The sequence below is a fragment of the Beduini massiliensis genome (assembly GCF_000829905.1).
GTDB classification, from domain to species: Bacteria; Bacillota_I; Bacilli_A; order Erysipelotrichales; family Coprobacillaceae; genus Beduini; species Beduini massiliensis.
In genome coordinates, this window is the sequence record NZ_CDPP01000006.1 from 724,391 (window position 1) to 739,138 (window position 14,748).

Consider the following 14,748-nt stretch of genomic DNA (forward strand, 5'->3'; position numbering starts at 1 on the left):
TTCGTCATGATTAAAACATATACCGGAAAAACTTTAGAAGAAGCAATGAACAGTGCATGCAGTGATTTAAACTGCGTGCAGTCTGATCTTGTTTATGAAGTCACTTTTGAAAAAAAAGGTTTATTTTCAAAGAAAGTAGAAATTAAAGCTTACTGTTTAAATACAGTGAAAGAATTTGTTAGAAACTATTTGAATACGATCTTTACTGATATGGAATTATCATTAATCGAGATCGAAATGAGTTTTGAAAATGATCGTATTAAAGCAAATCTAAATACAGATCACAATCCTTTATTTATTGGTAAAGCGGGGGCTATTTTAAGAGCAATCAATGTGATTGTTAAAAATGCCGTTCAAAATACTTTCAAGAAACGTTATGAAGTAGATGTTGATATCAATCATTATAAAGCAGATCGATATGAGAAAGTTGAAAAAATGGCAAAACGTTTTGCCAGAAGTGTTCAAAAATCACATGTTGATATGAAATTAGATCCCCTGCCGGCAGATGAAAGAAAAGTGATGCATCAAGTCATTTCTCAAATGAACTATGTCAGAACTCAAAGTGTGGGCGAAGGAAGAGATCGTTGCTTAACGATCATCTATGATGAAAACAAGAAAGTAAAATAAGCTTAGCTGGAAATTCCAACTAAGCTTTTTTTTTACATTATTATCGTTTAATAGATTGGGCCATTTTGAAATACGTATGACGTTTACCTCTGATTGCAATCGATAATGTCATAATATTTTCCGGAATAGCAACACCTGACCAACCGGCATCTCCGATATGTTGGATATCCGCTCCGGCACGTTTATTGATAAGAGCGATTTCTCTGATTGTATCTACATCAGCACCTTCTTGGCTGGTACCGATTGCAGTTAAAGAAAGAGCTCCTTTTTCTTTGATTAAACGGCATGCATCTGCTACTTCTTTTTCACTTAATCCTTGAACTGTATCAATTGCAGGCATTAAGATAACATCGGCTCCGGCTTCAATAAATTCTTCAATGCTCTTTAAATCAACAACCGGTTCATTAACACCAGCCGCATGCATTTTTCCGGCAATGATCAATCCCGTAAAGTTTTCTTTAGCTACTTTAATAGCTTCAGCAATCGCTTTATTAGTAACACCAGTGCCTGGATTTCCAGTTAAACAGATAAAGTTACATCCTAATTTTTCAGCCGCAATAAATGTTTCTTTGACAGCTTGACGCCCCTTTGAGATTTCAATTCTTGATTCCATCATGTCTGCATTCACATCAACAGGTTCCAAGTTACATCCCACAACACGTCCCGTTAACTCTTTTAATAATTTTACCGGTTCATCTGTTTCAGGCAGTCCCCCAATTTTGGGATTTAATGCATCAAATCCATTTAATAAGATCATATCTGATCCAAAAGCAGCAGCTACTTCGGCATTTGTAATACCGCCTAATAATGGAGATGTTGCTACGACTGTTTCAGTGATAACCGTTCTTCCTTCACTTGCCATGATAGCTTGTTTTAATTCTTTCCCGTTCATGTTCAGCATTTCACTTGCTTGACAGCTAAGTAATCTTTTCATTTACTTCGTCCTCCTATAATAGTATCTTTGATTACAACTATTATTGTAGTTTCTAAACGAAGAATTTTCAACCTGTAATCTTACTAATTTAATTGAGAATAATATTTTTGCTTATTTTCTTCAGATTCCCCTATTAGAACGTCAGGATTCTTTTCCTTGATAATATCTAATACAGTATTGAATGAACGCAGAATTTTCTTACCGGTTCCTGATGAATTCATGATCTTGTAATTCTTACCATCTGTCGTATAAACAAGCATGGTTAATCCAAAAGTACGTGAAGTCAATAATTGCTGTTTAAAAATATAGACCCATAAAATATCATCATAGGCAATAATGCGTTTGATCCCTGCTTTGGTATAAATATAATGATCTGTACAACGGCAATCCGGACAATCATAAATTTCTTTATCAGAAGAAGTGTTGACAAAGCGATACTTAGCATCATGAGCTAACTTATTTTTTTGATAATGACGAACATACAAATATTTAATAAATACCATCAATAAAATAATTCCAAAAAATGCAAATAAATAGATCATAGTAATCTCTTCTTTCTCATTTATGATATTTTACTTTTTGCTTATATTGTCTGATATCTTCTTCGCTGTTGCCTATAATACAGTCAGGATTTTTTTCTTTGATAATCTCAAGGAAAATTTCAAAATCCCGATAATCTTCATTTGCCCCATACATCACTTTATATTCTGTTCCGTTTTTACTGAAAGCTTTTATCATTCGTCCGGCTTCTTTAGAAGCGATGAAATTATGGTGATAAGGACATACCCATAATAAATCTTCATAGCAAAGTACTGCTTTTTTTCCGGTTTTGATTATTAAATAATGCTTAGTGCAGCGACAATCCTTACAATCCAATAATAGAGTATCTTCCGGTGTATTGTAATATTGATAACGACTATCTGTTTTTATTAGATGTTTTTGTTTGTAGAATCGCCATAAATAATAAAGAACATACGCAGCCATCATACTTCCAAAAAAGATCAGTAGTCTATCCATTGAGATCATCCTTTCTGTTAATTAAGGATACTCTATCTTATGAATGTATTTTAATTTTGCTAGGGTAAAGGGGAAATATCCAACAATTGTGCCGCTTTGGCAAAATCTTCCTCTGTTGGACGATCGTGTTCGGCAATTTCACCTGCTTTTAATAATAAAGCCATTACTTCATTACTCCCCGTTTCTAAAGTTTTAAAGCAAGCTGCTGCCCAATAGAAAGAATCTTCATAAAATTTACTGTCAATAATCCTTTGCTGCTCCAATGTATAGTCATACGCAATGTATTTTTGAATAGGAATCCATTCATGATCATTCCACTCTAAAAGCAGATATTGAGCACGATTATCGCCAATCACACTCATTCCGACAGATCCGGGATTAATAATCATTCGGTCATCCTGTTTTAAAATAAATGGAGCATGTGTATGACCAACGACTAAAAGCTTTTCTTCAAATCTTTCAAACCATTTAGAAAGTTGAGGATCATCTTTAAATAACCCCTGATAACAATCTTCCGGTGAACCATGAGCAACTAAAATGGAATCAGCTCCCTCTAATTCGATTCTTTGACACAAAGGCATGGCTTTCATAAATTCAATGTCAATAGGTCTTAAATGTATACATGAATGATAGAGTGAACCATTCTTTGTTGAGGGTTTCCAATGGGCTTTTGGATTCAATAAATAGTCTTCACGATTTCCCTTTACAAAAACAGCAGAATAGTTCTTCTTTAATTCATAAATATAATCCAATGTAACTTCCGGTAAAGGATAATCGGTGACGTTGTCTCCTAAAAAAACCAATAAATCAATAGATTGGGATTGGATATCTTCTATACAGGCTTTAAGTGCTGTAATATTGGCATGGATATCACTTAATATTGCGATTTTATAATGTTTCATTCTCATTCCTCCTATTCATATTATACAATAGTTGAGAATTAAAAACTTTATAATCTCTTTCTATCTTTAGTATAACATCATATTAATAATATTCAATAAATTATTAATATTATTTATATGTAGAATTATATAAAAGGTTAAAATACTTTGTAAAAAAGGATGTTTCGGTTATAATCTAAAGCAAGGAGTGATACAAACATGTTAGAAGATACAATTGCCGCCATTGCGACGGGTAGAAATGAAGCCGCTATTTCGATTATTCGATTAAGTGGTCCCCATGTCTTTGATGTAATGAAAAGAATATTTAAAAAAGATCTGACTAAAGTTAAAAGCCATACAATTCATTATGGATATATCCGTGACAATGAAGAAATTATCGATGAGGTGCTGGTAAATGTATATCATGGTGAAAGAACGTTTACCGGAGAAAATATGGTGGAAATTAACTGTCATGGCGGGATTTTTATCACAAATCGTGTCTTGGAAACATGTGTTAAATATGGTGCTCGTTTGGCGAATCCGGGAGAATTTAGTGAACGTGCTTATTTGAATGGACGGATTGATCTTGCTCAGGCGGAATCGATTGCCGATTTGATTAGTGCAAAAACAAAGAATGCCAGTCAATTAGCGTTGAATGGCATTCAGGGAAAAATTTCTTTATTAATCAAGGATCTAAAAGAAGATTTGATTCAGATTATTACTCAGATTGAAGTCAATATTGATTATCCGGAATATGATTCAATAGAAGAATTGACTGCTGAATCCCTTTTGCCATTAAGTGCGGAGTTCATGAATAAAATTAATAAAATATTAGAGAATGCCCGCAGCGGTAAATTGATTCGTGAAGGGATTGCTACGGTGATCATCGGTAAACCAAATGTTGGAAAGTCCAGTTTATTAAATGCCTTGTTAGAGGAAGAAAAAGCAATTGTTACCGATATTGCCGGAACGACACGCGACATTGTAGAAGGAAGTATCAATCTTGGGGGTATTGTTTTGAATATGATCGATACTGCCGGAATTCGTGATACAGAAGATATCGTTGAGAAAATAGGTGTAGAAAAATCTAAGGCAATGCTTTCAAAAGCAGATCTTGTCTTACTCGTATTGGACGGATCACGGCCATTGGAAAAAGAAGATCAACAATTACTTAACCTGACACAATCGATGAATCGAATTCTTGTTGTGAATAAGAAAGATCAAGGGGTCCATATTGATATAGAGGGCATCCAAATCAGCGCTAAAAATTTAGAAATCGAAGCTTTGGAAGAAGAAATAAAAAAAGTCTTCCAACTGGGAAAACTCTCTTCACAAGAAGATATTTATATCTCAAATATCCGTCATATCACTTTATTGGAAAGTGCTAAACAAAGTGTTGAAAAAGCAATTGAAGCTATGAAGATGGGAATCCCTACAGATCTTATTGTGTTGGATCTTTATGATGCTTGGAAGGATTTAAAAGATATTTTAGGAGAAGAAGCAAAAGAAGATATGTTAGATGAACTGTTTAGTCGTTTCTGTATTGGGAAATAAGGAAGAAGGAATAGAATGAATAATAAAGAAATCAACAAAACCATTGCTGAACGTTATCAAAAATGGTCAAAAATAAATTTAAAAATCGGTTTAGTTGCTTTTGTTGTAAGTTTCATCATCATCGCATTAAATACAGGAGATTCAACATTAAGTTTTATTTCCTCTATTGGATTAGTGGTTTGTCTGTCTTGTTTAGTCGAGTATTTTGTATTAAAGGGAATGTGTGCTTATATGCTTAATCGCAAGGATAAGAAATAATATGAAGTTGTGATGTTTTATCACAACTTTTTTCTTTCAATATAACTAGGGTTTCAAGGAAATTCTGTTATTTCTGTATAAAAAAACAGCTTATAAAATAAACTGTTCATTTATAAATCATCGACTAAAGCACTTGATTTTGCATAAGCACTTGATTTTGCTTCAAAGAAATCTGTTTTTATAAGATTGGCATTGCTATACTGATTTACCCATTTTGCAGATTCCGGTTCTTCTTTGTTTTCTTCATATAAAATTCCAAAACCCAAAGCATTGCTTCTTAAATTACCTAGATATTGGATATAATCGGCAATCATGTGGTGAGTAAGACCGGGAATACGATCGCCGATCACATAATTACCCCAAGCAATTTCCTCTTCTACCCCTTGTTGAATCATTGCTCTGTATTCTTGAATATGTGCTTTCGTGAATAGTTCCGGTTCTTCGTTTTTCATTTCTAAAATCAATTGATGGAATAACCATAAATGTGTATTTTCATCACGATTAATATAACGTATTTCTTGAACCGAACCGGGCATTTTTCCATTACGGGCTAAGTTATAAAAAAACATAAAACCGGAATAAAAATAAATACCTTCTAAAATATAATTGGCAATCATTGTTTTAACTAGCTGATAAGTATCTTTTTTCTCTTGAAATTCATTATATAAATCTCCGATAAAGCGATTACGATTTAATAAATGTTCATCATTTTTCCATTGATATAAAATCTCCTGTCGTTCTTCCGGAAGACAAATACTATCCAGCATATAACTGTAGCTTTGGGAATGGACGGCTTCTTGAAAAGCATGAATGGTTAAACATAAATTTATTTCATTAGCGGTGATATACTCTCCGATAGAAGGTAAGTTTGCTGTTTGAATACTATCCAGAAAAATCAAGAAAGAAAGAATTTTATTATAAGCTGTTCTTTCTTCTTTACTTAATAGACGATAATCTTTGATATCCTGATTTAAGTTGATTTCTTCGGGAATCCAAAAGTTATTCATTGCCTGACGATACCAAGAGGAAACAAACGGATATTTAAGATGATTAAAGTCATTTAAATTGGTTGTATTCCCATTAACTAAACGTCTTTTTTCAACTTCGATGTCTCCCCACTCATTAAATAATTTTTTCTTTTTCAATAACATATTCTTCCTCCTATGCACTGCATGAATCGCATTCTTCCACTTCAAGGGATTGACTGCGAACATAATAAATTGTTTTCACTCCGTTTTCAAAAGCGGAAATATAAAGATTTAATAATTTTCTAAGAGTAAACTCGTTAGTGATATATAAGTTAACGGATTGTGACTGATCGATATGACGCTGACGAATCCCGGCTGAACGAATGACCCATTCTTGATCAATTAAATGGGCAGCCTTATAATACCAGAAGTTTTCCATCGTTAGATCAGGTGCAACACGAGCAATCATACTGCCTTTTTTTTCTTCTAAGAAAAAACGTTTCATCACCGGATCGACTGCTGCGGTGGTTCCGGAAATGATGGAAGTGGAACTGGTTGGTGCAATTGCCAACAAGTAGCCATTTCTTAAACCGTATTGATGTATTTGCTTTTGTAGCAGTTTCCATTTTTCTGTTGTATAATGACGTTTTAAAAAGTAGTTGCCATTATCCCAGTCTGACCCTTTAAATAAAGAATAAGCACCCTTCTCTTTCGCTAAGAGGAAACTGGCTTCGATTGTATAATAATTGATTTTTTCAAATAACTGATCACTGAAAGTTAAATGTGCTTCGGATTCAAACGCAATCTTTTGTTTCGCTAAAAGATGATGATAGCCACTAACTCCTAAACCAATTGCACGATATTTTTGATTAGTAATCGAAGCATTGGGAATTGGATAGAAATTCAAATCAATCACATTATCTAAAGCACGAATTGTAGTATGAATGGTCTTTTGCAGTTCATGATCATCTTGAATATTCAAATGACCTAAAGATAGTGAAGCAAGGTTACATACGACAAAATCTCCCGGTTTACTCTTTTCAACAATAATCTCTTCTCCATTAACAATCAGCGTTTCTTTTTCATAATATTGTGTTTCAGACATATTCTGTGCAATTTCGGTACAAAGATTTGAGCAGTAAATTATGCCTTGATGTCCGTTGGGATTAAAATGATTTACAATGTCCCGATTAAAAGTAAAGGGGGTTCCTGTTTCTACTGCTGATTTTAAAATGAGACGAACAAGATCTTTCAATAAAATTTCTCGTTTTGAAAGCTTGGGATCATGGATACAATCAAAATAGCGCTTTTCCCATTCTGAACCATAGTAGTCTTCTAAAGCATATCCTTTCTCCATTAGTATTTCATGTGGGCACATGAGATACCATGTTTGATTTAAGTCTTCTTTTGCCATTTTCCAAAATAAATCAGGGTAACATACCGCAGGAAAAATATCATGTGCTTTTAAACGGTCATCTCCATTATTCGTACGTATTTGTAAAAACTCGGGCAGATCTTTATGCCAAGCATCTAAATAGACCGCTGCCGCCCCTTGTCTGACTCCTAATTGATCAACGGCTACTGCTGTATCATTGACGAGTTTCAGCCAACGGATCACACCTCCGGCACAACCGGAAAAACCGCGAATGTCAGACCCAATCGCTCTGACTTTACCAAAATACATGCCCATACCGCCGCCATATTTCGATATTTGAGCAAAGTTATCGATGCTTTTATAAATCCCGGTCAAGGAATCCGGTACTGTATCTATAAAGCATGAAGACAACTGATGCAATGGTTTTCTGGCATTGGCTAAGGTAGGTGTCGCCATCGTTATTTTTAATTGACTTAACAAATCATAAAAATCCTTTATAAAAGGCAAGCGATCTTTTTCGTTCATTCCGATATGCATGGCAATGATCATAAACATCTCTTGAACATTCTCCAATACTCGATGCTGATGGTCGGCTATGAGATAACGTTTGATCAGGAGTTCTAAACCGCTGTAGGTCAATAAATGCGTTCTTTCCGGTTTTAAATACCCTTCTAAGAGCTTTATCTCTTCTTGAGTATAATGTGCTAATAAATATTCTCCATATAAGCCAAGCTGCGTAAGTTTTTGAATCTTGCTGTAGAGATCTTGAATCTGATACTGTCTTGTGTTCTCTTTGATTTGCTGATCCAATTTTAAAGCCAAGAGATTTGAAGCAATAAATTCCCATTTAGGGGCTTCTTGACCGATTAATTCCACAGCGGATTTTATCAGCATATCTAAGATTTGGTTTGGATCGGCTGTCTTGCTGACAAAACTTTCAAATTTATCATATAAATATTGAATAGAATAAATATCTTCATTATAGCGTAAGGTTATTTCTTTAATGACAGATAAACATGATTCAGATAAAGAATAGCTTTCAAACTGATGCATAATTTCTTGCTGCTGTGTCAAATAAACGTCCAATTGATCTAAACTGAATGTATTCTGACAATGTTTAAATAAGCTAGGCTCGATTGTTTTTTGTAAGTAATTTTCTAATAATGTAATCATATTCATAATGTCAAAGTCTCCCTTATTGTTGTTAGTTTATTTTAACTTTACCATGTTTGAAATATATAGACAAATGATATGAACTAATAATCGGTTCATATTTTATTCAAAGTGAAATTGTATTATAATGAATGAAATTGAAAAGAGGAATCTTCATGAAAAATATAAAATCAGCATTTATATTTATAACTATCATTACATTATTCACTTTTGTTTTTCTTCAATACAAATGGCAAACATTTAAAGTTATTCAAAAAACGGATGTTGAAGTAAAAACTTCGGATGATCGATTAGAAAATATTGCCGGGCTTTGGTTTGATCAGTATACAGAACAGTTTAAAGATTGGTTTACCCCTTTTTCTTATAAGATAAAAGAGGCACGTATTGAAAATATCGAACTTTTAGATTCAAAAAACGGTTATGTTCAAGTCGATTATGCGTATTTACCATTCTCTGCTAATGAACAGTTGATATTTCATCATGATGGCTTGATGCAAAGTGAGGATGGTTGGTATAAACAGCAGGTGGTATTAAAATTTGAAAAAACGACAAAGGGCTATCAAGCTGTGGAATCAATGCGTCCAGTTAATTATCAGATTCAAACAGATCCTAATATTATGACAGAAGGGAAAAAACCAACACAATATGCCATCGATCAAGATAATGATTATACGATTTTCGATCATAAATTATGGGTCACTTATGATCATGGGGAAAGTTTTTCTGAAGTACCGATAGAATATGAAAAAGTTACTTATGATCCGAATTATTCCTATGCTGAAACAATTCCTATTGGAAGTTATATTATCGAAGAAGATTATACAGCTTTCTTATATGTAGATCATGGAAGTTTAGAGCTTATTTATTCTTATGATCAAGGAAAAAATTGGGAAACGACAACGATTGCTTCAAATGAACATTATTATTTAAGAGCACGTTTCCTATCTAGGACAGATAATCAATTTTATGTTCTGTTCTCTACCGATAAAGCAATGTCAGCAGAAAGTCATAGTTTAATGAAAAGTACGGATGGCATTCATTTTGAATCCGTAGATTATCAAGACCCACAGCAGCGAGCAATGACCTATGCTTTCTTTAGTGAAGATAATATAGGTTATGTTGCTTATCGCAATAACAGCAGTCAAGGCAATCTATCGTTTTATCGAACAGAAGACGGTGGTCATACTTTTACTCCTTTAACATTTGAATTAAAAGAAGTAATGATTATGGGAGAGAGCTTTACCCCATACATTCAGGTAGATCGAATTTATAAAGAAGACGGGCTTATTCATCTTATTGTCGGGCAAGGTGAAAATGGCGATTATGGTTATAACAGTGCCCATTATACAAGCAGTGACGGAGTTCATTTTACATTCGCAGAAGAAGTGGATGACCGCCCTGCTTTAGCCGGTTAGGAGGTATAAAATGGAAACGATAAAAAGAATCATACTTACACTTTTAGCAGTCGTTTTTGGATTGTTATTTACTAGCTCGTTTACATTGGCATTTGTCTATCATGATAAACATTTAGGTATTCGTTTTGCCTGTATTGGCTTTATCATTCTTTGTTTATATTTTATTGTATGGTTTGGAAGTGATCTCTATCATTATTTTAAAAACAGAAAACAAATCTAAGATTTTATAGAAAATCGAAAGATATATAGGGAAACATATTGTTATTTTAAGGAATGTGTGCTATATTGAAAAAAATTGATAGAGGTGCATTGTGTTATTAAACTTATTAGTGGATGCAAACAGAATAAGTGTAGGAGCCATTGCCGAAGAAGCAGATGATTGCATGAATCTGATTTCTGGGATTATAGAGAATATCTGTAAGACTGTCATTATCCTATATTTGATAATGTTGTGCTATCATTGGTCAATATGGTCTATCATCTTGTCGCAATGAAACACATGCGACATTTTTAATTGGGAACAAAAAAGGAGGATTCCATGATGGAAAAAGCAATAAGTAAAATTACAGTATTAGAAGACATCATTCAAGTAAAATTAGGAAAAGTACATAAAAATTCTACGTTTATCGCCGATATCTTTAATATTATTGCTTCAAAAAACGTAGATATTGATATGATCAGCCAAATTATGCTGGAAGATGAAGTAAACTTACAAATCACCTGTGATCAGGATTCTCAAAAAGCATTAAACGAAGCATTAGAATTAATCAGAGATAAATATAAACAAATCGTAATTACTCAAGATCGCATGGTTTCTAAAGTTCTGGTTGAAGGTGAAGGAATGCGTAATACACCGGGGGTCGCGGCAGGGGTTTTTAATATCTTTGCACGTGAGAATGTTTATATCCAGCAAGTTTCCACATCACTGACAAGCATTGATTTTTTAGTGAATAAAAAGGACTTGAGTGTTATTGTAGAGGCTATTAAGAAAGAATACGAATTATAAGGAGAAATAGAGATGAAAGAATTATTTGCAGGCAGTGCCGTTGCCTTAGTAACACCATTTCATGAAGATGGATCGGTAGATTATGAAGCATTTCGTACTTTAGTAAACAAGATGATTGATAATAATGTACAGGCATTACTAGTTAACGGAACAACCGCAGAAGCTTCTACATTAACTGTAGATGAAGAACATGAATTACTGCGAATTACGGTAGAACTAGCAAACAAAAAAATACCGGTTATTGCCGGAACCGGAAGCAATGATACGATGCATGCATTAAGAGAATCTAAAATAGCTAAAGAAATGGGTGCAGATGCCTGTCTGATCGTGACACCTTATTATAATAAAACCAGTCAAAAAGGATTAATCCAGCATTTTACTTATTTAGCGGACAATATCGGACTGCCAATCATTTTATACAATATCCCCGGAAGAACAGGGCTCATGATCAACGTGGATACAGCATTGCAGTTAGCCAGACATCCTATGATTATTGGAATGAAAGATGCTACCGGAAATATGGCGTATACAATGGAACTTCTTTCAAAAACAAGAGATCTTGATTTTGATGTATGGTCAGGTGAAGACGGACTGATCTTACCTATGATTGCGGCTGGAGGAAAAGGGGTTATTTCAGTACTGAGCAATGTGTATCCAAAAGAATGTCAGCAGTTATGTGAATTGGCTTTAGCGGGTCATAATGCAGAAGCACAAAAACTAAGCTACGATCTCCATGATGTATGTTTAGGCTTATTCTCAGATGTCAATCCTATTTGTGTAAAGTCAGCATTGGCACATCAGGGAATTTGCAGTGATCATTTAAGAATGCCATTGATTCCAACTACAAAAGAAAATCAAGAAAAACTATTTAAAGCAATGGAAATTTTTGAAAGTAAGGGGTATTAAGATGAAAACGATCATTTATGGATTTGGCTTAATGGGGAAAAAGATTTACCACGCCGTAAAAAATAATGAAGCATTTGATCTGATAGGGGTTGTATCCTATGAATTTGACCAGCAGATTGATGAGCCGATGTATACTAAATTAGCAGAATGCACACAAAAAGCAGATATCATTATTGATTTTTCACATCCCAATAATTTAGATGATATCTTAACCTATGCATTAAAGAATAATACCAAGCTGGTTTTAGCGACAACCGGATTCACTAATGAGCAGTTAAATAAAATTGAAGAAGCATCTCATCAGATTCCTATTTTCCAATCTTATAACACATCATTTGGAATGCAGATGGTCACTAAAATATTGAGAGATGTTGCGAAAGAATTTTATGAAAACGGCTTTGATATCGAAATTGTGGAAAAACATCATAATAAAAAAATTGATGCTCCCAGTGGGACAGCAAAATTGCTTTATGAGGTAATGGATGAAGAAATCGAACATTTGCATCCGGTTTATGATCGAAGCAGTATTTCTAAACGCAGAGAAAAAAATGAAATAGGCATACAGGCATTAAGAGGGGGAACAATTTTTGGAGAACATGAGATTATGTTTGCCGGAAATGATGAAGTGGTTGAAATTAAGCATACCGCTTTATCAAAAGAAGTATTTGTACTTGGAGCCATTCATGCCGCTAAGTTATTAGAAACAAAAGAGAAAGGATTATATACGTTAAAAACGTTATATTAATAGGATAAATTATGGTAATGGATACGAAGACTCAAGAAATTATTCAAACAAAATATGCAACGATTCACGATAATACATTATATATTGATGGTGTTTCAAGCTTAGATCTAGTGAATAAATATGGGACACCGTTATATGTCATGTCAGAAGGACATATTCGTGAACAAATGAATCTTTTAAAAACTAAAATGATCGATAAATTTGATAATACATTGCCATTGTTTGCATCTAAATCATTTAGCTGTGTGGCAATCTATAAACTCGCCAAAGAATACGGAATCGGGATTGATTGTGTCTCTGCCGGAGAAATATCTATTGCTTTAAAAGCAGGATTTGATCCTAAAAAAATATATTTCCACGGAAATAATAAGTTGAAAAGTGAGATTGAATATGCAATTTCTAATGGAGTAGAAAATTTTGTCATTGATAATTTTCATGAAATTAGCTTGGTTGAAGAAATTGCCGGTCAGTTAGGAAAAACAATCAATGCTACAATTCGTGTTGTACCGGGAGTGGCAGCGGGCGGACATAAATATATTCAAACAGCTGCAGATGATACAAAATTTGGTTTTTCTTCTCATGATGGTACTTATTTAGAAGCTATCCAACAGATTATTTCTGCCAAACATATTCAATTTGAAGGAATTCATTGTCACATTGGTTCACAAGTATTTGATATTACAAAATATGAAGAAGCAATGCATAAGTTTGTGGATTTTGCTTATGAAATCTATGATCGTTTTGGCATTGTCATTAATAAATTGAATGCCGGCGGCGGTTATGGAATTGCTTATACAAAAGAAGATACACCTTTAGATTTTGAAGTTATTACTGAAAAAATCATGGGAATTATTACTAAAGGTTTTGAAGATAAAGGTTGGCAAAGACCAATGGTTTTGATTGAACCGGGACGTTTTGTAGTCGGAAATGCCGGAATTACATTATATGAAGTAGGATCTTCTAAAGAAATTCCGGGAATAAAAAAATATATCAGTGTCGATGGCGGTATGACAGATAACATTCGTTCAGCTTTATATCAAGCAAAGTATGAGGCTTTGCTTGCCAATAAAGCCGGTGAAGAGCCTACGGAGACGGTCTGTGTAGCAGGAAAAAACTGTGAATCAGGTGATATTCTTATTCAAAGCATTGACTTACCTTCTCCATCAGCTGGTGATATTTTAGCGGTTTTCTCTACCGGAGCTTATCATTATTCAATGAGCAATAATTATAATCAGCTGCCAAAACCGGCTGTTGTCTTTACTTATGAAGGGCAGGATCGTTTAGTTATCCGAAGACAGACCTTTGATGATCTGACTGCCTATGATGTAGACTAACTCCCAATCGGGAGTTTTATTTTAAGAGGAATCATGATTACATTTATAAAAGCAGCAACCCATGATGTTTATAAAGTTATTTCAATACAAACTCAATGCTTTATTGAGTTCTTAGATCGCTATCATGATGATACCATTAATCCTACGAATGAAAGTGCGGCTTCTGTCAAAAGATATATAGAAGATCCTAATTCAGTAATTTATTTTATTCAAAATGATGATGTGGATATTGGTATTATCAAACTGATAAAAATAAAAGAAGATGTCTATAAAATTGATGACTTCGGTATTCTTGTAGAATTTAGAAATCAGCATTTAGGAACACGTGCTATGCTTGAATTACAAAAGCAGTATGATTTTGTACAGACTTGGCTGCTTTCAACGATTTTAGAAGAAGAACGCAATATACATTTTTATGAGAAATTAGGATTTAAACGAGTTTCAGAAGCGAATCCTGTTCAAATAAATGAGCAAATGACAATCGTTGATTATCAATTAATTAAATAAAACAAGAGAAGACTATTCTTTTTAGAAATATATAGATAAAAGCTTAAG

The 14,748-nt window shown here is 33.7% G+C and carries 16 protein-coding genes and 1 riboswitch; of the genes, 10 read left to right on the top strand and 6 right to left on the bottom strand.

Annotated features, from left to right (window positions below):
- Window positions 1-6 precede the first annotated feature (6 nt).
- Window positions 7-627, top strand: coding sequence for a Jag family protein (locus tag BN1225_RS13515; RefSeq protein ID WP_052466718.1), 621 nt, complete (start codon window positions 7-9; stop codon window positions 625-627).
- Between the two features lie 40 nt (window positions 628-667).
- Here BN1225_RS13515 and BN1225_RS13520 read toward each other — a convergent pair whose 3' ends face one another.
- The 4 genes from BN1225_RS13520 to BN1225_RS13535 form a co-directional block, all read right to left on the bottom strand.
- Window positions 668-1,561, bottom strand: a complete 894-nt coding sequence (locus BN1225_RS13520) for a DUF7916 family protein (RefSeq protein ID WP_041140302.1) — start codon at window positions 1,559-1,561, stop codon at window positions 668-670.
- Between the two features lie 83 nt (window positions 1,562-1,644).
- Window positions 1,645-2,103 (bottom strand): hypothetical protein, encoded by a 459-nt coding sequence (locus tag BN1225_RS13525; protein ID WP_041140303.1) that lies wholly within the window; start codon window positions 2,101-2,103, stop codon window positions 1,645-1,647.
- Window positions 2,104-2,119: 16 nt separating this feature from the next.
- Window positions 2,120-2,578 (bottom strand): hypothetical protein, encoded by a 459-nt coding sequence (locus tag BN1225_RS13530; protein WP_041140304.1) that lies wholly within the window; start codon window positions 2,576-2,578, stop codon window positions 2,120-2,122.
- Window positions 2,579-2,637: 59 nt separating this feature from the next.
- Entirely contained in the window at window positions 2,638-3,480 is an 843-nt protein-coding gene (locus tag BN1225_RS13535) for a metallophosphoesterase family protein (protein WP_041140305.1), read from the bottom strand.
- A 198-nt stretch (window positions 3,481-3,678) separates the two neighbouring features.
- Between BN1225_RS13535 and mnmE the strand changes: the two genes are divergently transcribed.
- Window positions 3,679-5,013, top strand: a complete 1,335-nt coding sequence (gene mnmE, locus BN1225_RS13540) for a tRNA uridine-5-carboxymethylaminomethyl(34) synthesis GTPase MnmE (RefSeq protein ID WP_041140306.1) — start codon at window positions 3,679-3,681, stop codon at window positions 5,011-5,013.
- A 15-nt stretch (window positions 5,014-5,028) separates the two neighbouring features.
- Window positions 5,029-5,271, top strand: a complete 243-nt coding sequence (locus tag BN1225_RS13545; RefSeq protein ID WP_041140307.1) for a hypothetical protein — start codon at window positions 5,029-5,031, stop codon at window positions 5,269-5,271.
- A gap of 110 nt (window positions 5,272-5,381) precedes the next feature.
- Here the strand turns inward: BN1225_RS13545 and BN1225_RS13550 are convergent, their stop codons facing one another.
- Together BN1225_RS13550 and BN1225_RS13555 are read right to left on the bottom strand one after the other, a co-directional pair.
- Entirely contained in the window at window positions 5,382-6,422 is a 1,041-nt protein-coding gene (locus BN1225_RS13550) for a ribonucleotide-diphosphate reductase subunit beta (RefSeq protein ID WP_041140308.1), read from the bottom strand.
- A gap of 10 nt (window positions 6,423-6,432) precedes the next feature.
- Window positions 6,433-8,793, bottom strand: a complete 2,361-nt coding sequence (locus BN1225_RS13555; protein WP_082029375.1) for a ribonucleoside-diphosphate reductase subunit alpha — start codon at window positions 8,791-8,793, stop codon at window positions 6,433-6,435.
- Between the two features lie 149 nt (window positions 8,794-8,942).
- On the opposite strand from BN1225_RS13555, the gene BN1225_RS13560 reads away from it, so the two are divergent.
- The 7 genes from BN1225_RS13560 to BN1225_RS13590 all read left to right on the top strand — a co-directional run bounded on the left by BN1225_RS13560 (window position 8,943) and on the right by BN1225_RS13590 (window position 14,700).
- On the top strand, window positions 8,943-10,202 hold the full coding sequence (locus BN1225_RS13560) for a WD40/YVTN/BNR-like repeat-containing protein (protein ID WP_041140309.1): 1,260 nt from the start codon (window positions 8,943-8,945) through the stop codon (window positions 10,200-10,202).
- 10 nt (window positions 10,203-10,212) lie between these two features.
- Window positions 10,213-10,422: a hypothetical protein gene (locus BN1225_RS13565; RefSeq protein ID WP_041140310.1), complete on the top strand. Its 210-nt coding sequence runs from the start codon at window positions 10,213-10,215 to the stop codon at window positions 10,420-10,422.
- A gap of 71 nt (window positions 10,423-10,493) precedes the next feature.
- Window positions 10,494-10,667, top strand: a riboswitch (Lysine riboswitch).
- 76 nt (window positions 10,668-10,743) lie between these two features.
- Window positions 10,744-11,208, top strand: coding sequence for an ACT domain-containing protein (locus BN1225_RS13570; protein WP_187117566.1), 465 nt, complete (start codon window positions 10,744-10,746; stop codon window positions 11,206-11,208).
- Window positions 11,209-11,220: 12 nt separating this feature from the next.
- Window positions 11,221-12,114: a 4-hydroxy-tetrahydrodipicolinate synthase gene (gene dapA, locus BN1225_RS13575; protein ID WP_041140312.1), complete on the top strand. Its 894-nt coding sequence runs from the start codon at window positions 11,221-11,223 to the stop codon at window positions 12,112-12,114.
- 1 nt (window position 12,115) lies between these two features.
- Window positions 12,116-12,859 (top strand): 4-hydroxy-tetrahydrodipicolinate reductase, encoded by a 744-nt coding sequence (dapB, locus tag BN1225_RS13580; protein ID WP_041140313.1) that lies wholly within the window; start codon window positions 12,116-12,118, stop codon window positions 12,857-12,859.
- A gap of 17 nt (window positions 12,860-12,876) precedes the next feature.
- Complete coding sequence (gene lysA, locus BN1225_RS13585; protein WP_041140465.1) at window positions 12,877-14,193, top strand: diaminopimelate decarboxylase; 1,317 nt, start codon at window positions 12,877-12,879, stop codon at window positions 14,191-14,193.
- Window positions 14,194-14,226: 33 nt separating this feature from the next.
- Entirely contained in the window at window positions 14,227-14,700 is a 474-nt protein-coding gene (locus BN1225_RS13590) for a GNAT family N-acetyltransferase (RefSeq protein ID WP_041140314.1), read from the top strand.
- The last annotated feature ends 48 nt before the right edge of the window (window positions 14,701-14,748 follow it).

Coding starts and splice junctions, on each gene's coding strand:
- BN1225_RS13515 (WP_052466718.1), top strand. CDS start 7: ATGATTAAAACATATACCGGAAAAACTTTAGAAGAAGCAATGAACAGT.
- BN1225_RS13520 (WP_041140302.1), bottom strand. CDS start 1,561: ATGAAAAGATTACTTAGCTGTCAAGCAAGTGAAATGCTGAACATGAAC.
- BN1225_RS13525 (WP_041140303.1), bottom strand. CDS start 2,103: ATGATCTATTTATTTGCATTTTTTGGAATTATTTTATTGATGGTATTT.
- BN1225_RS13530 (WP_041140304.1), bottom strand. CDS start 2,578: ATGGATAGACTACTGATCTTTTTTGGAAGTATGATGGCTGCGTATGTT.
- BN1225_RS13535 (WP_041140305.1), bottom strand. CDS start 3,480: ATGAAACATTATAAAATCGCAATATTAAGTGATATCCATGCCAATATT.
- mnmE (WP_041140306.1), top strand. CDS start 3,679: ATGTTAGAAGATACAATTGCCGCCATTGCGACGGGTAGAAATGAAGCC.
- BN1225_RS13545 (WP_041140307.1), top strand. CDS start 5,029: ATGAATAATAAAGAAATCAACAAAACCATTGCTGAACGTTATCAAAAA.
- BN1225_RS13550 (WP_041140308.1), bottom strand. CDS start 6,422: ATGTTATTGAAAAAGAAAAAATTATTTAATGAGTGGGGAGACATCGAA.
- BN1225_RS13555 (WP_082029375.1), bottom strand. CDS start 8,793: ATGAATATGATTACATTATTAGAAAATTACTTACAAAAAACAATCGAG.
- BN1225_RS13560 (WP_041140309.1), top strand. CDS start 8,943: ATGAAAAATATAAAATCAGCATTTATATTTATAACTATCATTACATTA.
- BN1225_RS13565 (WP_041140310.1), top strand. CDS start 10,213: ATGGAAACGATAAAAAGAATCATACTTACACTTTTAGCAGTCGTTTTT.
- BN1225_RS13570 (WP_187117566.1), top strand. CDS start 10,744: ATGGAAAAAGCAATAAGTAAAATTACAGTATTAGAAGACATCATTCAA.
- dapA (WP_041140312.1), top strand. CDS start 11,221: ATGAAAGAATTATTTGCAGGCAGTGCCGTTGCCTTAGTAACACCATTT.
- dapB (WP_041140313.1), top strand. CDS start 12,116: ATGAAAACGATCATTTATGGATTTGGCTTAATGGGGAAAAAGATTTAC.
- lysA (WP_041140465.1), top strand. CDS start 12,877: ATGGATACGAAGACTCAAGAAATTATTCAAACAAAATATGCAACGATT.
- BN1225_RS13590 (WP_041140314.1), top strand. CDS start 14,227: ATGATTACATTTATAAAAGCAGCAACCCATGATGTTTATAAAGTTATT.